The sequence below is a fragment of the Endozoicomonas arenosclerae genome (genome assembly GCF_001562015.1).
Taxonomy (GTDB): domain Bacteria; phylum Pseudomonadota; class Gammaproteobacteria; order Pseudomonadales; family Endozoicomonadaceae; genus Endozoicomonas_A; species Endozoicomonas_A arenosclerae.
Genome location: NZ_LASA01000032.1, coordinates 1 through 20,927 on the forward strand (window position 1 = coordinate 1; position 20,927 = coordinate 20,927).

A 20,927-nucleotide genomic window follows, 5' to 3' on the forward strand; every position below is an offset into this window, starting at 1 on the left:
ATCCTTACTATTCTTATCATTATCCCCATCTGGTTTACCTGAGTATTCCCATTCTTGATACATCTCCTCCACTTCATCTCTTGTGTAGTTATCGTGAGCTTTTCTTCCACTTTTTTGCTTCTTCTTCCTATGCACCCAACGCCAAAATTTATCTGGCTTGCCATATCGCTTATCACCTTTATGCAAGCCAAATTTATCTGAAAAATTAATTGGGCTCGCATCGACATATGAATACCTATTGGCTCTTAATGGATTCCGGGGAGTTATCCAAACAACACTCCCAGAAGACCGGTTAGAGCTGCTTTCCCGCGCTTCTTGATATTGTGCAGGCACTCGAAGAAACCCAAATACAGCGGTAACTTCTCTTGTGATATACCCCGATGAGGACGCAACCAGGAACGCAACAGCGACCAGAACCCCTCCATTGTATTCACATGAATCTCATGAAAACCGTCGCCGTCCTCATCTCGTGCATATTCACCGGCTCCATGGCAGACAGATTTATGGCCATAACCCCATTCTGCCAGTTCGTTGTAAATCGAGTATTCATCCGTGTACACCAGAGCGCCTGGCTCTATAGAAGCTCTGATCAGTGGCTTGATGGTTGCCCGTTTAACATTGGCAAGCATACGTATCACTACCTGGCCACCTCGCTGAATCATACCAAAGATAGGTGGTTTCTCTTTTTCCAAGGTTCCTCGGTCACGAGCAGCTCTCAGTCTTTTTCTTCGTCCTTTTCGACGTTTTTTTTCACAGCCTCTTGATGACCTTTGTGGCCAGCCACCTCATAAACCTCATCACATTCTACCTCACCACTGAGGACTACCTCAGGGCGCTTATCGTATACGGACTGCCTGAGTTGCCGAGTCATTTTTTGTACGTCACTTACGTTCAAATCGAGCTCACGGGCGATCTGCTGATTCGAAAGATTGAGTGACATCAGGTGCAGACAGCTTACCCACACTTTCAAAGGCTTATGGTGTCCTGAAAAAACAGAAAGTGTCAGGTCATCAAAACGACGCTGACATTCTTTACAAGAATATCTCTGTCTGTCAGGCTGTGAATCGTCCTTGCCTTGGCGGGTTATGTCTGAGCTGGCACAGTGTGGGCATTTCACCCCGTCAGGCCAGCGAATCTGGCGTATCTGTTCAAAGCACTTGGCGTTGTCGAGGAGGTCATAAAGTTTCATGACACTTTTGTACAAGAAAACGTCTTCTATTCATAGTCAAATAACTCGTCCTCAACCAGCTCCCCAGAATCCATTAAGAGCCAAAAGCAATTGGCTGGCATGCTCCCGTCACCTTTTCCGGCTTCATTCCCAAGGATCTGGCCAACGAAATGGTCAAAGAACACGGGTTTCTCGACAGTATCTGGAGCGGGAACCTGTTTCATGGAGAATACAGTCATGCCATCCAATTGTGTCTGGCACTGCAAGAAGGCCTGATCGATGCGCCATTGTTAAAGCTCATTATTGATAGGGGCTTCTGGGAGCGAATATTTGATACACCGTCTTCTAACAGTTTCAGATTCAGTGAACCTTATGAAGCCACATATCCAGTGCTTCAGGCCATGTCGAAAGTGTCGCCCATACAGAACTTCAAATACGTTCGCTCCGTCAGAGTGTGTAATCCTAACCGAAGTTTACAAGGGCATTCTCCTGAATCAATCCATTGCCTGCTTCTGACGCAACAGTATTCTGCAGCCCTCGAAGCGGCAGGCTCTGACGATATGCCAGACTGTGAAAGACAGAGACTGTTCCAACGCTGGTTTGGCCCTCATCACGTTATGGACAGCAGACTGCCTCAAACTGTGGAAGACCTTAAATTCCTTGAATCAGTAGTTGCTCATATCCAGCTTGAAGAGCAGGATAAGATTGCCCGATGCCATTATCTTCAACAGCACCAGCCACAGCGGGGGGAAGATCTGTTCCATATCAAGGGGTTTGTCACAGGCCACTTCAACCTGACCCTCTCCTATCGGTTGAATCAAACCAACGCCTACTATGCGATGAAGCAGGATGGAGTTGAAGTGTATGGAGTCCAGAGCGGTTCCAGTAAAGGAGAGGCTACTAAAATGGTACCCGTGACAACTCAAGAACAGCTGAACGACTTCAATCGCTTTATTTTTAAGCCCAGTAAAGGGTGAGCCGACTCCTTCTGGAGAAAAAAAGCAGACCTGAAAAGCCGGGATATTTCCAGAACAAAGAATGGAATTCATCACTATTAAAGCCATCAGTGATGGTTTCTGTGGCAGAGTCTCTGAAGCGAGGAGAGCCGGTCAGTCTGGACTGGCATGACGATGATTTATCGCTGGGACTTTATAGGGTCTGGAGCGCCAACCGCTGGGTGTCACCTGCGTTAGAAGCTTTCATTGAAAATATGATGAAGGCGGATCTGTTTGAAGCAGCTCAATAGTATCTCAGGCTGATAGCGGTCTCGTTCTGTGAATGAAACAGAACAAGACCTTATTTTCGAGCTCAGCTCAAAACTACTTTTCGGTCGCGGATGGTTTTAGCCACCGGATCGTGAATCTGGCTGACGATATAGTTCACAGCACTTTTCAACTTTTTCACCAGTTTGGCAGGAAAGAAGCAGTAAACTTCTCCGCGCTCTCTTTTCAAGGTGATTCGGGAGCTGGCAGGCACATGCCAATACATGAAGCGCTTTCTGATCATATACATGGGTGGTTCTCCTGTGGAGGGAAAGCTTCCTTTCCATGACAACAGGCAGTCCATGCTCTGCGATTGAGTGGAACATTAGTCCACTCCCTCCCGAAAAAGTTCCCTACTTGTTCTTTCTATGGTCTCGAACCTGGTCGTAAGCTACCTGAATCTCCTGGGCTTTCTGCTTGGCCACTTCCATCATCTCTTCCGGCAAACCTTTAGCCACCAGCTTATCCGGGTGGTGCTGGCTCATCAGCTTTCTATAGGCCCGCTTTACTTCACTGTCTGTGGCAGTCGATTCCACACCCAGCACTTCATAGGCTTTGGAAAGGCTCTGGCCACTGTCAGGACGGGCCCAGCCGCCACCCTGCTGACCACCGGCATGGTAATAAGCCCGCTGGGCCTGGAAACGTTTGTGCAGCAGTTCAAAACTGATCTGACTGACACCAAGCTGATCACAAACATGTTTGAACACAGCCCGTTCAGCCTGGGTCAGACTACCATCGGCATAAGCGGCCTGAAGCTGGATTTCCAAAAACAAAGGCACCAATGTGCTGGAGCCAGCCACACGGCGAAATTCGGCCAGGGCCGCACTGATGTCGGCAGAAGGCTGTTTGCCCTGATTGAAGAGGTTAATGGCAGCTTTGCGCTGATCGGGCGACAAGCGCATTTCATTCATAATGGCCGAAGCCATCTCAATCTCGTGTTCACTGACCCGGCCGTCGGCTTTGGCCAGCCGGCCCATCACCAGGAAAGTAGCCTCAAAAAAGGCGCTTTGTGCACGCTGGCGATTAAAGTGACCTCTGGGGCCACCACCCGCTTGCTGATTGGGGTTGATATAATTCCGGTGAATCCAGCCACCCAGGATGCCACCAAAAAGCGCCCCAAAAGGTCCTCCGAATACAAAACCGATGAATACACCGATCAAAATTGCCGTCATATTGCCCTGCTCTGATTTAAATGCTCTTCCAGACCCTGCAATCTTTCCACTGTACCGACATCGGTCCAGAGTCCGGAATAATGTTCGCCCGTCACTTTGCCCGAGGCCATCGCGTCAATCAACAGGGGAGCCAGCTTGAAGGCCCCTGATTTACAATTGGCAAAGAGTTCTGGTGACAATACGCTCAGACCACTGAACGTCAGCCTGTGATCACCACTGGCCTGAACCTGCCCATTTGAATTCAGGGCAAAATCTCCGCTTTCCTTAAACTCGGGATTATCCACCAGTACCAGATGTGCGAGGCCCTTCAGGGATTGAGGTAAAGACTGAAAAGCATAGTTGGTATAAACATCACCGTTGACCAGGAGAAAAGGGTCTTCACCTAACTGTGGTAATGCTTTAAAGACGCCACCACCGGTTTCCAGCGGTTCGCTCTCAGCTGAATAGTCAATATTGAGACCCCATTGTTGCCCAGAGCCTAATGCTGTAACGATCTGCTCACCTAACCATGCATGGTTGATCACAACGTCTGTAAAGCCACTTTCGGACAGTTTTTCCAGATGATGAACAATCAGGGGCTTACCCGCTACTTCGACCAGTGGCTTAGGCTTGTTTAACGTCAGTGGTCTCAGTCTTTTGCCCAGACCCGCCGCCAGAATCATCGCTTTCACTGTTCTATCTCTACCCGGGTATCGGCTATACGCTCATTAAGAAGCGGTTCCACACTTTGTTTCAGCCACTGGGCATGGAAAGCGAGTTCTTCGTAGCGTTCACAAACGTCCAGCACATAAGCAAAGGTGGCTGGAATCTCCGGAAGGTATTGGGGTTTGTGATCCCTGAACCAGAGTCTGGAGAAAATGCCCAGACATTTCAGATGCCGCTGCAGACCAATCCAGTCGAACCATTTCAGACAGGTTTCGAACTTCACATCCTTGAGTTGTGGATGGGTTTTGATGAACAGTCTTAGCCAGCTTTCCACCTTGTGCCTTGGCCAACGGATATAGCAGTCCTTTAATAAAGAAACAGCGTCGTACAAAACCGGTCCGTGCAGAGCCCCCTGAAAATCAATGACGCCCAGGTTACCTTCCGACAGAACCATCAGGTTTCTGGAATGAAAATCGCGATGCACAACACCCTTGGGTTGTTGCAGAGCAGTTTCGGTCAGCCGTTCAAACAATTGATCCAGCTGTTTTTGGGTACTGTTATCGATCTCCAGGCCCATCAGTTCTTCAAGGAACCATTGGGAATAAATTTCCAGTTCTGTCATCAACAGTTCGCGACTGTATGGTGGCAGGGAGTCCGGCTCGCATTTCTGAATCTGCAGGATAATATCCAGCGCCTTGCGATAAAACTCATCGGCACTGTTGTCGTCCAAGGCTTCAAGCAACAGGGTGTCACCCAAATCGTCCACCAGCATAAAGCCTGACTGATAATCGACGGAATGAACATTGGGCACACAAATGCCCTGAGCTTTCAGCAAACCGGCAATGGACACAAAGGCTCGGGAATCTTCTGTTTCAGGTGGAGCGTCCACAGCCAGCAATGAGCCTTCCGGGACCTGCAATCGATAATAGTTTCTGAACCCTGCGTCGCCCCCCACAGGGCTCATATGGGCAGCCCAGGCGGGTAACTCCTGACCCGGCGTTAAAACCTTGTGCGCCCATTGTTTTAATTGCTGAAGGCGTTCGCGAGCAGACGGTGTCACTTGTTTTGCATGTCCTGTGTTCATTGAGCTGAGCATTCACCTTCAGGCTACAAGCATCCTTTGACCTGCCTGCCCTGATGAGGTTCCTCATTGGGGGGTCAAGCAGTCGAGCACTGAATCCGGTGAAGCTGGAGTGACTCATACTATGCAATATTCGGGCTAAGCAACTGAAGGTTTAACATCAAAGTGATGAAATTTATTGCACTGAAAGACAGAGTAACACAGACTAGTAACAGTGATAACTGACCCTGTGGCGTGTTCACAACGAGAACGACAAGACTCAACCTTGAAATTGTGAACAGGCCCTGGCGCATGAAGTCATCAGGCGAAAAGTAAAAAAATCAAAAGAAGCGCCATTTAGCAGACTATTCAGAGGGGAATTCAGGTATCATCCTCCGCTGCAAAAAATCATGTAAATAAACAGCACCTGCTATGAGATACAGCAGGCCTTTATTTTTATAGTTAGATTACATGGTAAAAAGCAGATGTTCGCTCTACGATTTTTCAGGGGCCGTCGTTTTACGACTGGCTACTGACCTGAACTTTCATGTATTCGAAACAGCTGGCGATCATGACAACCACACACAAGACCAGAACCAAAGCTGAACTCACGGCCTTATTCAGCAGCCCAATGAGTAACAGGGTTCCCTGTGCGGGTTTCAGGCATGACAGAGCAGATTTAAACAGCCATCGACCATGGTGTGCCGTTTTCTCCCGCACTCATTTATTCAGGTGTCAGGGGAAATACAGTCGATCAATGGTAATAAGAACGGCCCGGGATAGTTGAGCTCATGGAGAAACACCCTCTACCTTTCAAACCTAGGACATTGCCTCTGGCTATAGCCACCGTGCTGCTTGCAAGCCAACCGGCTGCCAGGGTTTATGCCGAATCAACACTGTCGCCTGACGACCAGTGGAGCTGTCAGCCCAGTTCTGACGGTTCCGGCTGGCAGTGTTCCGTCGAGCCGATGAAATCAGGTGTGATGAAGCGGGCGCCGAGGCCTGTTGCACCCGCCATGACAGAAAGCGCTCGCAAAAAAACCAGTAGCCAGACAGTGACGGTCGCGACCAGCAATAGCCGCGCGAATCTCCGCCAGACACTGGACTGGGTGCCAAAGTCTCAGCTCAGTGAGAAGCAACTCAAAGAACTCGATAAGGAAACCCCCTGGTGTGTGGGTGATTATTCCGAGCCTCCTCGCCCTGGCAAGAACTTCAAGGGCAATCCGGACACAGCTCCCATTGTTGCTGAGTCAGATGAATCCTCCTACGACCAGGATGACATCGCTACCCTGACTGGAAATGTTTCAGTCAGGCAGGGCAACCGTCAGCTCCAGAGCGATACGGCCCGGATGAATCGCTCTACCAACTATGCCGAGTTTGAGGGCAACGTAGTGTTCCGTGAGCCTGGAACCCTGCTGGTGGGTGATTATGCTGACATGCTGTTGGATACCGGCCGCGCCACAATTAAAAATGCCAGCTATGCCATGCACGAGGCTCATGCCCGTGGTGAGTCCGATGAAATTATCCGTAACGAAGATTCCACTCTGGTATTGGATGACGCTTCCTACACCACCTGCCGTCCCGGTGACGAAGGTTGGCTGCTGACCGGCAATAACGTCACACTGGATCCCAATTCTGGTTTTGGTACTGCCAGGGATGCTGTGATTCGTGTAGAAGGGCTACCGATCTTCTACGCGCCTTACATGTACTTCCCGATCGATGACCGTCGTCAATCCGGATTCCTGTATCCAACCATTGCATCTGACAGTGATAATGGCCTTGACCTGACACTGCCCTATTACTGGAACATTGCCCCTAACTACGACGCCACCATCACGCCTCGCATCATGTCCAAGCGTGGGCTGTTGCTTGAGAATGAATTCCGCTACATGAATGAAAGTGGAGAAGGTGAAGTCGGCTTGGCCGGACTGACCAACAAGGACAAGCTGAAGGACGAGAACCCCTATTACGATCAGGAACGCTGGCTGGCCAATGTTCAATACAACCAGCGTTTCTCCGAACGCTGGACCGCCAATCTGGATTATGCCGACGCCAGTGACAAGAATTACATCAAGGATTTTGGCACCAGCCTGAACCTGTCCAGCAGTGCCCCACTTAACCAGATGGTCGGGACACAATACCTGGGTGGTAATGATTACAGCAACTGGACCTTCAGCCTGAATGCTCACAAGTTCAAGAACATGAGCCAGACCTCTGATGACCCTTACAACAAGCTTCCACAGATGGTCTTCAGTGGCAATTGGCAGGCAGGTGAAACCCTTCAGGTCAACTACCTGGCTGACTACACCCAGTTCAGCCGAGCTGATGACTGGCGTTATGTCAGGGAGATCCAGCACCCGGACTTCAATGACCCGGACATCAAAGAAAGTATTTATGATGAAGGTTTCGGCATAAAACGCGCTGAAGGTGGTCGTGCCTATGGCCAGGCGGGTATCAGCTATCCAATGCAAACAATCTGGGGCTTCCTGACTCCGGAAGTGAAGGTGCGCAGTGTTAACTACAACCTGAACAACTTGAATCAGCAAGAAGTGATGGAAGATCTTCGCAATTCATATATTGGTCAGACATTTAACGATAGTGACTTCACAAAGTCGCCAAACACTACTGCAGCCTCCTTCAGCCTTGACAGCGGTCTCTACTTTGAGCGCTTTACCAACCTGTTCGGCACAGACTTTACCCATACCCTGGAACCCAGAGCCAAATACCTCTATGTGCCCTATGTTGAAAATCAGGAGTACAACCCGATTTTTGACACTGCAGCCATGGGCTTCACTTATGGTTCACTGTGGCTGGATAACCGCTTCAGTGGTTACGACCGCATCGGTGATGCCAATCAGCTTTCACTGGGGGTCACCACCCGTCTGATTGAAGATGATGGTTTTGAGCGGATGCGCTTTGGCATTGGCCAGATTGTCTACTTCAAGGATCGCAGGGTTTATATTGCCAGCAATCTTGGACAGGAAGGTAAACCCCCCATTGATATCGATGAAAACTATGCCGCCATGGACGAGAGGCTCAGAAATGAGCTGACCGACCCGACCTCGCCGCTGGCATCAGAATTCATCTACAATTTCAACCGTTCGATGAGCCTGAGACAGGACTTCTCATGGAATACCAATGAGAATCGCCTGGACAATTATGGTCTGTACTATCGCTGGCAGCCTGAGCAGCGCAAGACGGTCAATCTTGGTTTCCGCTTCAGGGACCAGGTAGAGCGTTATGTTCAGAACAAGGATGGGCATAATGTGCTGGTGGATCCCAATGACCCCAGCAAAGGCTTCCAGACCACCAAAAACGACCTGAAACAGTCCGACCTGTCATTTGCCTGGCCGATCCCCATGACCACCAGCTGGGTGGGTCTGGGACGCTGGCAATATGATTTGACTAACAAAAGGAACCTTGAGAGCCTTGCTGGTGTCGAATACAACAGTTGCTGTTATCAGGTTCGGTTTTTCTGGCGTTCATGGATCGAAACGGATGATAATATCGACCACCCTGATCCGAAGAGCGGTGTTTTCTTCCAGTTCATCTTGCGTGGACTGGGTAATATTACCGGCAGCTCCGGAACGGAATACTTGCAAGGTATCCAAGGTTACGAGATTCGCGAGAAGTAATGATGAAGGGATTGAAGAATCTATTCTTAGCCGCCTGCTGCGCACTTGCAGTAGTCGGAGGTACGGCTAACGCCAAGCCCGTACCACTGGATCGCATTGTTGCCGTCGTCGACAAGGACGTGGTAATGCAAAGCGAGCTGAACAATCGTATTGAAGCCGTCCAGCGTCAGTTGAACAGCCGAAATATTCCTATGCCCCCGGATAATATTCTGAAGAAGCAGGTGCTTGAGCAGCTGATTCTTGAGAATCTGCAATTACAGATGGGCCAGCGTGGCGGTATCCGTATTGATGACTGGACGTTGAATGACGCCATCAGCAAAATCGCCAAGCGAAATGGCATGTCCGTGGAAGCTTTCAGGAAAAATCTTGAATCCGACGGCCTGTCTTATGCCGACGCCCGGGAAGAGATCCGTCGTGAGATGATCATCAACCGTGTGCGTCAGCGTCAGATTGCCGAGCGCATTCAGATCAGTGAACAGGAAGTGGATAACTTCCTCAAGTCACCGGAAGGCCTGGCCAGCATGCAGATTGAGTATCGTCTGGGCCACATCCTGATTGCCACACCGGATAATCCAACACCTGAACAGGTTCGCGAGGCTGAAAAGAAAGCCAACAATATTGCGATCCAGCTCGATAAAGGTGCCAACTTTGCGGAAATGGCGATCACCCACTCCAGCGGCCAGAATGCCCTGAAAGGTGGTGATCTGGGATGGCGCTCTGCTGACCAGCTGCCCTCACTGTTTGCCGAACAGGCCCTGAAGATGAAAGACGGAGAAGTCTCTGCACCGATCCGCAGCCCTGGCGGCTTTCATATCTTCAAGCTGAACGACACGCGTGGTAATGAAAAGCATATGGAACAGCAAGTGCATGTTCGCCATATCCTGATCAAGCCCAACGAGATTCGCAGCGACCTGGAAGCCCAGATGCTGGCCAAGAGTCTTTACGACAAGATTGAGTCCGGACAGGACTTCGGTGAACTGGCCAAGGCATACTCTGATGACACCGGTTCTGCCCTGAATGGCGGTGACCTGAACTGGGTTTCTCCCAAATCTCTGGTCCCTGAATTCCAGAAAGCCATGAAAGATACACCACTGAAAATCGTCAGTGAGCCTTTCAAGAGTTCTTACGGATGGCACGTGCTGCAGGTTCTGGGCAAACGTAACTCAGACATCAGTAACCAGGTTCGCAGAAGCAAGGTTCGCGAAATTCTGGGCAACCGCAAGTTCGAAGAAGAACTGCAGGTCTGGTTGCGTGAAATCAGAGACCAGAGCTACGTAGAAGTTCGCCTCTGATTCAGAACTAGTCTCTGATGACAACCGCTTGAACTGACGCCCCGGACCTCCGGGGCGTTTAGTTTTTACACGCTCACAATTCATGCTCATGGCTGACTTATGACATCCAACTCATTCCCCAGACTCATCATCACCTCCGGAGAACCTGCAGGTATTGGACCGGACTTATGCCTTGAGCTAGCCAGTCATCCACTCCCGGCACAAATTATTGTTGCAGCAGACCCTGAGCTTCTGGCTGAACGCGCTCAGAGCCTGGGTATTGATGTGATGTTAAAAACATTCAATCCCGACGATCGAAATCCAGCTCCAGCAGGCACGCTTCTTGTTGCCCCCATAACTCTAAAAAAGTCCTGCACTGTGGGAGAACTTGATACTGGCAACAGTGCCTATGTATTGGAGATGTTGACTTACGCTGTTGAAAACTGTCAGAAGGGACTGTTTGATGCGATGGTGACTGCACCTGTGAGCAAAGAAGTCATCAACAATGCAGATATTCCTTTCAGTGGTCACACTGAATTTCTGGCCGAGAAGACGGACACTCAGAAAGTGGTCATGATGCTGGCTACGGAAGGTTTAAGAGTGGCTCTTGCTACAACTCACCTTCCACTGAAAGATGTATCTTCTGCCATTACCCAATCATCACTGGAAGAAGTCATCCGAATTCTGCAAAAAGACATGACGACAAAATTCGGCATTGAACAACCCAGAATTCTGGTCTGTGGTCTGAATCCCCATGCTGGTGAAGGAGGTCATCTGGGCACAGAAGAAATAGAAACCATTATTCCTGTCCTTGAAAAGCTCAACGAAGAAGGAATGAATCTGGTGGGTCCTTTACCTGCTGACACACTCTTCAACCCTAAATACCTTGAAAGTGCTGATGCGGTTTTGGCCATGTACCACGATCAGGGATTACCGGTTCTCAAATACAAAGGCTTTGGCAACGCCGTCAATATCACCCTGGGACTGCCCATCATTCGCACCTCGGTTGATCATGGCACAGCTCTGGATCTTGCGGGAACTGGCAAAGCGGACTCGGGCAGCTTGCTCACAGCAATATCCTATGCACTAGGTATGACTAATGAGAAATGATCAATAAGTGACTCTAAACGCACCAGCAGGACTTCTACAGATACGTAAGTATCGACTGCTTAAAGAGTCGTAAAACAGCAGCAATTCTTCCTATCAGAATAGCCCGGCAGATCTTGATAGCATCTTTCCAGCCACCAGCTACCGTTCAGCCACATTTAGATTTAGACAAAAAACATAAATCCAGCCAATGGTGTGGACTTATAACCTGATTAAGTTGATTGGGGTTTATAGTTTGAAAGGTGATCCTGAATATATTCACTAAGTGGTTTAGCGGTCCCTGTAACATGCAGGGTTTCATCCCTATTATCAAATAGCACAGGTGCATTTCCTGCTAAAGCAAATGCCAGCTGATTTGTCTCTAAAAAGATTTTAGAGTCATAGCAAAACACCCAGCCTACTTCTATCTCTAATACATCTTCATCCACTATAACAAGTTCATCATCTCCATTTTCAAACCGCTCGTTAATGAATTCTAGGACCATTGTTTTTGCCTCACTATACTCCACCACAATAAACCTCGACTAATTGTTCGTGTTTGTTCGCATAAACGCAGTACCAGACGATTTAATACCTGCACTTAGATCTTGAAGACCTCCGGTCTGTGGATCCAAGTATTTAATTACTCCCTTATCATTTACAGCATTAAAAACATGGGCTCCACCCTGTTTCCATTGCACATAAACGACACCGCGAGCACCATCACCTGACTTCAACAACATTGCGTCAACTTTTTTAAGTGGGATATAGCGGAAGATATCACCGCCATTCTGAGAAGCAAAATGCTCTTGCAGCTTAATAAGCCCACCAGGAACTGGCCCATCGCTAGGAAGCGCAGTCGCATAGCGTCCTTCCAATGCAACATCACCTACAACAACGCAGTTTACACAGTTTTCCGTTCGTCCCACTTTTGAACCATCTAAAGGCTTGTTAGCAAACTTTACACCCGGCGCATCACCGCTTGGAAGAAGGTTGTTTAAAATACTGTCTGCGACAACATTCCCAGCCTGAGCCTTACCACCACTAATTGGTCCCTGCCCCACCACTTTCAGAAGCTTTACACCCGCACCCATTGCTCCACCAGCACCCGCAGTCAGTCCTTCAACGGCCAGATCAGACAGTGGCGCAAAACTCTCCAAAAGGCTTTCATCCCCGGGATGGGTATCCGGGCGATAGGAATCCATGACCCTCTGCCCTTCACCGGTACGACCCTGTAACTGATCTATTCCCTTGTTCAGGGTTTCACCGGATACATAAGTACCTGCTGTCCACAGGGCTGCAGCCAAGGGCATATTGCCCACGCTTATGGCCATGACATCAGCGGTGACAAAACCAACGCCTTCTATGCCTGCCAGAATGATATGGGCGACGGCCGTTGCCCGGCTGGCCTTGATGGCATCTTTCCAGCCATCGACATTGCTGTACAAAAATAACCCTGTTGCCTGCAGTGTCCAGATTTCCTGGCCAAATTGCGCACCTGTCTCCTGCCACCTTTTCAGGACACTGTAATAATCATCCGAAGGATGTACCCCTTGCGAACATTGCGTCAGGAAACACGCCGCAGCCTTATAGCGATCCTGCTCTTCAGATGACAGACTCTCTATTTTCTGCCAGAGCCTACCCACTTCATTGGAGTGCAACTGCCGGTTATACCGATATTGTGCCTGGGCAATCTCCACGCCGGTTTCAGGGTAACCCTCGGTCATCTGGGCGGCTACTGCAGCTGCTACAGTGCTCAGAACTTCAAGCACTTTGGAATAGAGTTCTTCTTGCTCCTTGTGTGTCAGAGAAAATTTTTCTATCTCTGGTGGCTCAGGAGGACAAAATGAGTCCCAGCACTCATCAACATCAATCCAGTAGTCTGCAACTCGGCTCACCGCTTGAGCCGCTGCTCCTGCAGCCGCACCGGCCAGGGGCTTACCCTCTTTTAATAAACCATACGCCGCGCCTGTTGCTGCATGCAGTGCCACTTTTTCTGGACTGCCCTCTTGCCAGCCTTGTTGCTGGGCATGGCTACCCGCCCAATAATTCAATTGTGCCGCCAGCTCGGAATAAACTTCTGTTGTGGCGGCCGTTTCCAGTGATTTTCCCAGCGAACCTCCTTTAATGACTGATTCAGACACTGCCCTGGTCGGGACTCTCACCGCAGCATTGTGGATCTGCACGGCCAATGGCGCTTCGGGTGTCATGCTATAGGGCACATCAAACCCACCCATAAGTGCACCTGCGAGCACTTCTACGCCTACGGACTGGAGTGAACCTTTGGAAAACACCTCATCCATAGCCGCAGAAATATTGCCACCATGATTCACAATAGCCACAGAACTGCGTGCCACCAGTGATGAAAACGCCGCATTGGCTGCATTAGTCGCCATCAGGTTGGCACTGAAGCCAGCGGGCAGGAATGACGCACCCGCACCATAGGTAGCCACCGTGACCGCTGCCCCTATGACAATACCGGCCAGGGGCGACAAGCCGGACTGTTTTTGACGCCAGTTTTTATAGGAGGTTTCAATGGTCTGCCAGTGGGTATCGTTTTCCTTGACGGTGTTAAGCCAGGTCAACTCCGGATAGGCTGTGACCAACCGCTCCAGGGATTCGGCCAGACTTTCGCCCGTCACTATGCCGATCTGGGCTTCTACAGTCTGAACATTGATGTTAACTTCAGGTGCATCAATACGGGTATGAACAACATTCGTCCACTGCTGGCCACTGACCTTATGTTTGTTCCGAACCAACCCCTTACGACGAACTTCATCCTGTACAAAATGCGACTCTACTCCTGCCAGGGCAAGCCAGTGCTTTGCATTGAGGTCAATGCCCGTGCCCGCCTTCAGGTATGCGGCCTCAGATATCAGCGTTTGTGTATTGATTTGAATCCGTTCAGCCGCTTCCAGAAGCGTTGCACTCAACCGGGAATGATGCTCGGTGTGGACAGCGGTTCGCTTGCTTCCCACCCCTCTTTTCTTGCTGACAGTTTGCCACTCTTCTGCCTGCCGGGTTGCCAACAAGTGCAAGGCCAAAGCAGTAATGCTTATAGATTGAGCCTTAACTTGAGTACGGGTTAAAGAAACCGTACTTTCAGGGGCCTGAAAGCGAATAGGCTTGTCGGAATAAATCTCAGCATTTTCAATACGGATGTTGCCCGTTGACCTCAGAATGGTTCCCTGAGGGGTTGCGATGATATCGACAAAACCACCATCATCACTGGTCAGCACTCCCTCACCATGACCATTGAAGTAGAAGTTACATTGAGCCTGCTGGATAAAAAAAAGGGCAATAATAGCCAGCATCAGTAAATGAACGGCGATCGAAGGCCTGCACATCTGGCTTCCTTATAAGCATTTTATTGAGCCAGAGGTCAAAGTAGTGAAGATATTCACAAGTGTCCAACCAGCTTTACCACTGGTAGCCAAAAGGACTATCAACCGCTATCATAGCGCCCCCTCTATTGCTGGTTTAGTTTGTCAAAAGCATGGCTGAAATTCCCTACCACAAGGCCCGTAAACGATTTGGCCAGAACTTTCTGCACGATCACGGTGTCATTCAACGGATTATCCGTTCCATACACCCGAAAGCGGGCGACCGGATTGTGGAAATCGGCCCTGGTCAGGGTGCACTGACCGAGTATTTGCTGGGCGGCGCTGGACAGCTGGATGTTGTCGAACTGGACCGAGACCTGATCCCAACCCTGAAACTGAGATTTGGCTTAAACCCTGAATTCAGAATTCATGAAGGGGATGCGCTCAAGTTTGATTTTTCTTCCCTTATCAAGGAAGGGGAAACGCTCAGACTGGTGGGCAACCTGCCCTATAACATCTCTACCCCTCTGATCTTTCACCTGTTGGAATTCCAGGGAATGATCAGTGACATGTACTTCATGTTGCAGAAAGAAGTTGTGGAGAGACTGGCTGCTCAACCAGGCGAAAAGCACTATGGTCGCTTGGGCATCATGGCTCAGTATTACTGTAAGGTTGATAATCTGTTTGTAGTGGGTCCTGGCTGCTTTAAACCTGCCCCTAAAGTAGACTCTGCTATCGTACGACTTGAGCCTTATATGGAACTTCCTTATCCAGCCGATGACGTAAAGTTGCTGGAAAGAGTTGTTCGCGAGGCTTTTCAACAACGTCGCAAAACCATGCGCAACACGCTTAAAAAACTGATTTCCGCTGACGAACTGACAGAACTGGGCATAGATCCTGCCAGTCGTCCTGAAAAAGTAACCCTTCCCGAGTTCGTTTCTATCGCCAATTATCTGCACCAGAAATCGGCCGATTAAAGTTATACGACAAGGCAACTTGCATGCCTGCAAGTGAGTGAGTTACTACTATTAACAGGGAAAGACAGTTTCTAATGCTGTTGCAGAACAGACTGGCAATAAACCATTCACTCTGACTCCGCAACAGCAATCATCCGGTTAACGAAGAAAAGGATTATTTTTCGAACCGGCCAGTTGCCAGCCCTGAACAGAGCTGGTCACTGAGCATTTCAAAATAAAGATTTCCTAAATGAGTTGTAAGTTTAAAACCCACACCGTGGAGGCCAACCCATGTGTGCAGGTTCAGGAGATGATTGTTAATGACCGTTTATGCCGTAGGCGACATCCAGGGCTGTTATGAGCCTCTACGACGCCTGCTGGATAAAGTCCAGTTCAAGCCCGGCCGCGACCAGTTATGGGTGGCGGGAGACATGGTAAACCGTGGCCCAGACTCCCTGGCCACCCTGCGTTACCTGAAAAGTCTGGGCAGCAACTGTACAGCAGTGCTTGGTAATCATGACCTTCATCTTCTGGCCGTGGCTGCTAGAGTACGTCGAACCAAAAAGAAAGACACTTTTGGCCCCCTGTTAAGTGCTCCAGATAGTAACTCATTGATTGACTGGCTCAGACATCGCCCTTTGCTTCATCATGATGCCGAACGCCAAGTTACCATGGTTCACGCCGGTATCCCCCCTATCTGGACCCTCAAACAGGCCTGCCTGTATGCCCGTAAACTGGAAAAAGCCCTTCAAGGTGAAAACCATACTGAATTTCTGCAGTTCCTGTTCAAATCAGATACTGTTTCTTCCATGGAAGAAGCTTACACTCGCCGCGCAAAACTGAAATTGACGGCAGCCTATCTGACAAGAATGCGATTTTGTGACAAACACGGACGATTGGATCTGGATAACAAAACAGCTTCAGCCAGAAAAAAGTTTGCCCCCTGGTACAGCTTCCCTGACAGCCCTGTTTACAAGGAAAGAATTATTTTTGGCCACTGGGCAGCTCTTGAAGGCAACAGCCAACGCAAAAAGATTCACGCTCTGGATACCGGCTGTGTCTGGGGAAAATGCCTGACTGCTCTAAATCTGGACGATTACAGCACCACTTCTGTCGATTGCTGTTATCGTGATGTCTGACCATTTTGTCAGCCCTGTATCACACCCATGAGCTGCTTAGGATTTCTCACGAAATAACTTCCCGATTTACACACATATTCCACTAACCCTGTGCTTGTCGAAGGGTGGTGGAATTTGACTTCGTCAGACTCAGTCCAAACCGCTTTTAAGAAGGTATCAACAAGGAAGTTAACTTCAGACAAGCCTTAAGACCCTGATTACAGTGCAAAATTTCAACAATCCTCAGGACTTTTGTCACCTTTTTCTGATTTTGTCCCTTGCTTCGTATCAAGTTTCCCTAAGGTCTCGTACAATAGTCGCCGACAAAGCCATTAGCGCTATAAAGAAATCCCTATAGCGGACTCCGTTAAGAGCGGTATAACGCCACTGCATTGAAGCGCAATGGCTCTTCATTAAGAATTACAAAAGAAGCTACGGAACGGGCTAGATATGGCACGTAAACCAACAAAAACAGCCACATTTGTCTGGGAAGGCAAAGACAAGAGTGGACGGAAGGCCAAGGGAGAAATTCAGGGTACCAGTATTGCCCTGGTTAAGGCTGAACTCCGTAAGCAGGGAATCAATTCCGCCAAAGTCAAAAAGAAGGGTATGACACTGGGCACCAAGGGCGGCAAGATCAAGCCCATGGATATCGCCCTGTTCACCCGCCAGCTCGCCACCATGATGAAAGCAGGGGTGCCTCTGCTGCAAGCTTTTGATATCACCTCAGACGGTATTGAAAAGCCTGCCATGAAAGATCTGATTGGCAAGATCAAGAACGATGTCGCCGGCGGTACTACGCTTGCCGACTCTCTGAGAAACCACCCTCTTTATTTTGATGACCTCTACTGTAACCTGGTTGCCTCAGGTGAACAGTCCGGTTCTCTGGAATCATTGCTGGACAGAATCGCCACCTATAAAGAGAAAACCGAGGCACTGAAGGCCAAAATCAAGAAAGCGATGAAATACCCCATCGCGGTTGTGGGTGTTGCCATGATCGTAACGGGTATTCTGCTGGTCTATGTAGTGCCCCAGTTTGAGGAAGTTTTCCAGGGCTTTGGCGCAGAACTGCCAGCCTTTACCCAGCTGGTAATCGGAATTTCGGAAGTAGTCCAGAGCTCCTGGCACATGGCCATTGCCGCACTGGTGGTTTTTGGTTTCATGTTCAAAAAGCTGCTGCAAACCTCCAAAGCAGCTCGGGACCGAATGGACAGGATCGTTCTTAAGATCCCGGTAATCGGCACGATTCTCGACAAATCGGCGGTTGCCCGTTTTGCCCGAACACTTTCAACAACGTTTGCTGCAGGTGTTCCCCTGGTTGATGCGCTCGACTCGGTGGCCGGAGCCTCTGGCAACGTCGTATACTCCGATGCAACCCAACGGATCAAGGAAGACGTATCCAGTGGTCAGCAGTTGCAGTTCTCCATGAGAAACTCCGGCATATTCCCGGCCATGGCCGTTCAGATGGTAGCCATTGGTGAAGAATCCGGTGCCCTCGACGAAATGCTCGACAAGGTAGCCACCTTCTACGAGGACGAAGTCGACAACATGGTAGACGGCCTCACCAGCTTGATGGAACCTTTGATCATGTCTGTACTGGGTGTACTGGTAGGTGGCCTGATCATCGCCATGTACCTGCCTATCTTCCAGCTGGGTTCTGTGGTGTAGAGAATCTAGCTAACCATAACAACACAGGATGAATATTCGTGTTGTTATGGCAATTTCGACTCTATTCATACCTTTTTCTCAATCCTTTCGAGCATGCACTTACTACGAAAATCAAGTAGAGTAAGGCCATAAAACAGCATGAGCTAAAGTGTCGCTGACATCGAATGAAAAACGCGTTTCTAAACCTGCAATAGCGGCACTTTCATATTAAAAAACCGGACTTATTCACTAATGGCACTCCTAGAACTGCTGCAATCATCACCCACTTATTTTTTCATTACACTGACTATTGTTGGTCTGCTCGTAGGTAGCTTTCTGAATGTAGTCATTCTTCGCCTGCCCGTCATGATGGAGCGCCAGTGGAAACTGGAATGCCTGGAAGCTCTGCACCCGGATAAGGTGCCTTCCGAGATGGAGCCTTATAACCTGATCAAACCGGACTCCACCTGCCCAAGCTGTGGTCACAAAATCAAGCCCTGGGAAAACATTCCGGTACTGAGTTATCTTTTCCTGAAAGGTCGTTGTTCTTCCTGTAAGACTTCTATTTCTGCCCGCTATCCAACCATTGAAGTTATTTCTGCCCTGCTGACGGTTTCAGTGGGTATCTATTTCGGGGCTACTCTCCAGACTGTTTTATTGTGTTTTATGGTTTGGGCACTGCTGGCGCTGACCATGATTGATCTGGATACCCAGTTGCTGCCAGACAGTATTACCTTGCCCCTGCTCTGGTTAGGCTTACTGGCAAATAGTTTTGGTTTGTTTGTACCTTTGCAGGATGCCGTGTTTGGCGCCGCTGCAGGCTACCTGTCACTGTGGTCAGTTTACTGGCTATTCAAGCTGCTGACTGGCAAAGAAGGTATGGGCTATGGCGACTTCAAGCTTCTGGGTGCTCTCGGAGCCTGGATGGGATGGCAGATGCTGCCCCTGATCATTCTGCTCTCCTCTCTGGTAGGAACGGTTGTGGCTGTTGTCCTGATTATCCTTAAGAAACAGGAACGCAGTAATCCTATTCCTTTCGGCCCTTACCTGGCGGCAGCCGGCTTTATCGCCCTGCTCTGGGGCGAGATGCTGGTGCAATCCTATCTGCAGATCATGGGGCTGTAAGTAGATTATGAGTAAGCTGGTTATTGGAGTAACAGGTGGGATTGGCAGCGGAAAAACAGCTGTAACGGACTACTTTTCCAGTCTGGGTATTACTGTTGTTGATGCGGATCAGACGTCACGTGTTGTTGTTGAACCCGGTCGACCTGCGCTGGTAAAAATTGCCCAGCGCCATGGTCAGGATATTCTCACCGACGAAGGAACCCTTGATCGAAGAAAACTCAGGGACATTATTTTTAATGACGACAGTGAACGTGTATGGCTGGAACAACTACTGCACCCGCTGATTCGTGACCAGATTGTTCAGGATCTGGAAGCATCTGAATCTCCCTACACAATAATGGTATCTCCACTGCTGGTAGAAACGGATCAGCATGTTCTGACGGACCGGATTCTGGTTGTGGATGTACCAGAAGATGTTCAGCTGGCAAGAACCATGAGCCGAGATGGAATGAGTGAAGAACAAACTCGTGCCATTATGGCTAAACAGGCTTCCAGGGATCAGAGACTGGCTAAGGCCAACGAAGTTGTTGATAACAGCGGCTCCCTTGAGCAGCTGTTTCATCAACTGGATCGCATTCACCAGACCTACCTGGGTTTGGCAAACGCATAAGCCATATTGGGTGTTGCATCCTGAAGCCCGAGTTTGACCAACCGGGCTTCGATGGCGAACGGTGTTCTTTCCAGAGTTTCCGCCATCTCTTTAGTGCCCAGTCCATTCTGAAAGTCCGCTTTCAATTGCTCATCTTCTTCCTTGCTCCAGGGCTTTCCCGCCCGTCCAGTCAGTCCACTCTTAACCGTTTGAAGGTTCCTAGAAATCAGGTTACTTTTTCTTCAGATAGACACAGGGGAACCCCTCTTCCTATAATATGGTCTATAAATAGACTGTTAACAGATGGAGACAATAATGGAAATTCAAACGCTCAGTTATTTAAAGCAGAACGCAGCAAAGCTTGACCTTGAAGACGGGCCTCTTCGTATCACCCAGCATGGATTACCCGTCTACCGAATCTATTCCGAACAAGAGGCCCAGATGAGAGATGAAGGCATTGCTTTGCTTAAACTGTGCCTGATGGCTGAAAGCGATATCAGAGAAGAAAAAACAATGACCCCTGAAGAAGCTCTGGAGCGTCTGAAGAGTGAGTAGCATTACGCTGGAAATTACTGAAACAGGATTTCAAACGTTAACCAACCTCAACCAATATATGCAGTCTTTTCTAGTATTTTCCAATCCTGAAATGAGCCTGAAGGCAGGTACTACTACCTAACCCTCGGCTTGTCGCTCATGAACTAATTGAAACAGGATTTCTCTGGCTTGTTGCAGCTTTCTGGCCGCTTCATTATCGGTCATGGCTTCCGCTTTGTCCTTTAGTTGGTCCAGTGTAATCCCTTCTTTCAGGTACTGTTCTGGTTCCTTCAGTGACAGGAACTTTTCGTAAGGGGTCATCATGTTTTCATAGCG

The 20,927-nt window shown here is 49.2% G+C and carries 22 protein-coding genes; 11 read left to right on the plus strand and 11 right to left on the minus strand.

Annotation, left to right across the window (positions count from 1 at the left end; genetic code table 11):
• From WG89_RS31605 to WG89_RS31615, 3 genes are all read right to left on the minus strand, one after another.
• Positions 1-186 (minus strand): hypothetical protein (locus WG89_RS31605; protein WP_216638415.1); only part of this gene is annotated, 186 nt, incomplete at its 3' end.
• 77 nt (positions 187-263) lie between these two features.
• Positions 264-692 carry an IS1595 family transposase gene (locus WG89_RS31610; protein WP_245662858.1) on the minus strand — a complete coding sequence of 143 codons (429 nt, stop codon included), beginning with the start codon at positions 690-692 and terminating at the stop codon, positions 264-266.
• A gap of 23 nt (positions 693-715) precedes the next feature.
• A complete protein-coding gene (locus tag WG89_RS31615) occupies positions 716-1,189 on the minus strand; it encodes a transposase (protein WP_216638416.1) in 474 nt (157 codons plus the stop codon).
• Between the two features lie 149 nt (positions 1,190-1,338).
• On the opposite strand from WG89_RS31615, the gene WG89_RS02150 reads away from it, so the two are divergent.
• Both WG89_RS02150 and WG89_RS31045 read left to right on the plus strand, forming a co-directional pair.
• On the plus strand, positions 1,339-2,145 hold the full coding sequence (locus WG89_RS02150) for a hypothetical protein (RefSeq protein WP_153301374.1): 807 nt from the start codon (positions 1,339-1,341) through the stop codon (positions 2,143-2,145).
• The gene (locus WG89_RS31045) at positions 2,142-2,414 is read left to right on the plus strand and encodes a type 2 periplasmic-binding domain-containing protein (protein ID WP_062260674.1); all 273 of its coding nucleotides are present in this window, start codon (positions 2,142-2,144) and stop codon (positions 2,412-2,414) included. Before WG89_RS02150 ends, WG89_RS31045 begins: the two co-directional genes overlap by 4 nt.
• A gap of 62 nt (positions 2,415-2,476) precedes the next feature.
• Here WG89_RS31045 and WG89_RS02160 read toward each other — a convergent pair whose 3' ends face one another.
• From WG89_RS02160 to WG89_RS02175, 4 genes are all read right to left on the minus strand, one after another.
• Positions 2,477-2,680: a hypothetical protein gene (locus WG89_RS02160; RefSeq protein ID WP_062260677.1), complete on the minus strand. Its 204-nt coding sequence runs from the start codon at positions 2,678-2,680 to the stop codon at positions 2,477-2,479.
• 103 nt (positions 2,681-2,783) lie between these two features.
• Positions 2,784-3,602 (minus strand): co-chaperone DjlA, encoded by an 819-nt coding sequence (djlA, locus tag WG89_RS02165; RefSeq protein WP_062260679.1) that lies wholly within the window; start codon positions 3,600-3,602, stop codon positions 2,784-2,786.
• Positions 3,599-4,264, minus strand: coding sequence for an N-acetylmuramate alpha-1-phosphate uridylyltransferase MurU (gene murU / locus WG89_RS02170; RefSeq protein ID WP_342669241.1), 666 nt, complete (start codon positions 4,262-4,264; stop codon positions 3,599-3,601). Before murU ends, djlA begins: the two co-directional genes overlap by 4 nt.
• A gap of 5 nt (positions 4,265-4,269) precedes the next feature.
• Entirely contained in the window at positions 4,270-5,331 is a 1,062-nt protein-coding gene (locus WG89_RS02175) for an aminoglycoside phosphotransferase family protein (protein ID WP_172806681.1), read from the minus strand.
• Positions 5,332-6,098: 767 nt separating this feature from the next.
• Here WG89_RS02175 and WG89_RS02185 point away from each other — a divergent pair.
• The 3 genes from WG89_RS02185 (at position 6,099) to pdxA (ending at position 11,323) form a co-directional block, all read left to right on the plus strand.
• Positions 6,099-8,942 carry an LPS-assembly protein LptD gene (locus WG89_RS02185; RefSeq protein WP_079253610.1) on the plus strand — a complete coding sequence of 948 codons (2,844 nt, stop codon included), beginning with the start codon at positions 6,099-6,101 and terminating at the stop codon, positions 8,940-8,942.
• Entirely contained in the window at positions 8,942-10,234 is a 1,293-nt protein-coding gene (locus WG89_RS02190) for a peptidylprolyl isomerase (protein WP_062260688.1), read from the plus strand. The genes WG89_RS02185 and WG89_RS02190 overlap by 1 nt, the downstream gene beginning before the upstream one ends.
• Positions 10,235-10,333: 99 nt before the next feature.
• A complete protein-coding gene (gene pdxA / locus WG89_RS02195; RefSeq protein WP_062260690.1) occupies positions 10,334-11,323 on the plus strand; it encodes a 4-hydroxythreonine-4-phosphate dehydrogenase PdxA in 990 nt (329 codons plus the stop codon).
• Positions 11,324-11,532: 209 nt separating this feature from the next.
• On the opposite strand, the gene WG89_RS02200 is transcribed toward pdxA, so the two are convergent.
• Together WG89_RS02200 and WG89_RS02205 are read right to left on the minus strand one after the other, a co-directional pair.
• Positions 11,533-11,829 carry a YrhB domain-containing protein gene (locus WG89_RS02200; RefSeq protein WP_153301376.1) on the minus strand — a complete coding sequence of 99 codons (297 nt, stop codon included), beginning with the start codon at positions 11,827-11,829 and terminating at the stop codon, positions 11,533-11,535.
• Positions 11,830-11,844: 15 nt separating this feature from the next.
• Entirely contained in the window at positions 11,845-14,646 is a 2,802-nt protein-coding gene (locus tag WG89_RS02205; protein WP_062260693.1) for a toxin glutamine deamidase domain-containing protein, read from the minus strand.
• Positions 14,647-14,795: 149 nt separating this feature from the next.
• Between WG89_RS02205 and rsmA the strand changes: the two genes are divergently transcribed.
• The 5 genes from rsmA to coaE all read left to right on the plus strand — a co-directional run bounded on the left by rsmA (position 14,796) and on the right by coaE (position 20,078).
• On the plus strand, positions 14,796-15,599 hold the full coding sequence (gene rsmA, locus WG89_RS02210) for a 16S rRNA (adenine(1518)-N(6)/adenine(1519)-N(6))-dimethyltransferase RsmA (protein WP_062260695.1): 804 nt from the start codon (positions 14,796-14,798) through the stop codon (positions 15,597-15,599).
• A gap of 299 nt (positions 15,600-15,898) precedes the next feature.
• Positions 15,899-16,717, plus strand: coding sequence for a symmetrical bis(5'-nucleosyl)-tetraphosphatase (locus WG89_RS02215; RefSeq protein ID WP_062260697.1), 819 nt, complete (start codon positions 15,899-15,901; stop codon positions 16,715-16,717).
• 429 nt (positions 16,718-17,146) lie between these two features.
• Positions 17,147-18,364 carry a type II secretion system F family protein gene (locus WG89_RS02220; protein WP_062260699.1) on the plus strand — a complete coding sequence of 406 codons (1,218 nt, stop codon included), beginning with the start codon at positions 17,147-17,149 and terminating at the stop codon, positions 18,362-18,364.
• Between the two features lie 231 nt (positions 18,365-18,595).
• The gene (locus WG89_RS02225) at positions 18,596-19,468 is read left to right on the plus strand and encodes a prepilin peptidase (protein ID WP_062260701.1); all 873 of its coding nucleotides are present in this window, start codon (positions 18,596-18,598) and stop codon (positions 19,466-19,468) included.
• A gap of 7 nt (positions 19,469-19,475) precedes the next feature.
• Positions 19,476-20,078: a dephospho-CoA kinase gene (coaE, locus tag WG89_RS02230; RefSeq protein WP_062260702.1), complete on the plus strand. Its 603-nt coding sequence runs from the start codon at positions 19,476-19,478 to the stop codon at positions 20,076-20,078.
• Here coaE and WG89_RS30115 read toward each other — a convergent pair.
• Positions 20,054-20,203: a hypothetical protein gene (locus WG89_RS30115; RefSeq protein WP_153301377.1), complete on the minus strand. Its 150-nt coding sequence runs from the start codon at positions 20,201-20,203 to the stop codon at positions 20,054-20,056. The two genes, coaE and WG89_RS30115, sit on opposite strands and share 25 nt — an antisense overlap.
• A 169-nt stretch (positions 20,204-20,372) precedes the next feature.
• Here WG89_RS30115 and WG89_RS02235 point away from each other — a divergent pair, with 169 nt between their 5' ends.
• The gene (locus WG89_RS02235) at positions 20,373-20,612 is read left to right on the plus strand and encodes a prevent-host-death protein (RefSeq protein WP_062260705.1); all 240 of its coding nucleotides are present in this window, start codon (positions 20,373-20,375) and stop codon (positions 20,610-20,612) included.
• Positions 20,613-20,729: 117 nt separating this feature from the next.
• Here WG89_RS02235 and WG89_RS02240 read toward each other — a convergent pair.
• On the minus strand, positions 20,730-20,927 hold a 198-nt coding region (locus WG89_RS02240), incomplete at its 5' end, for a hypothetical protein (protein WP_216638417.1).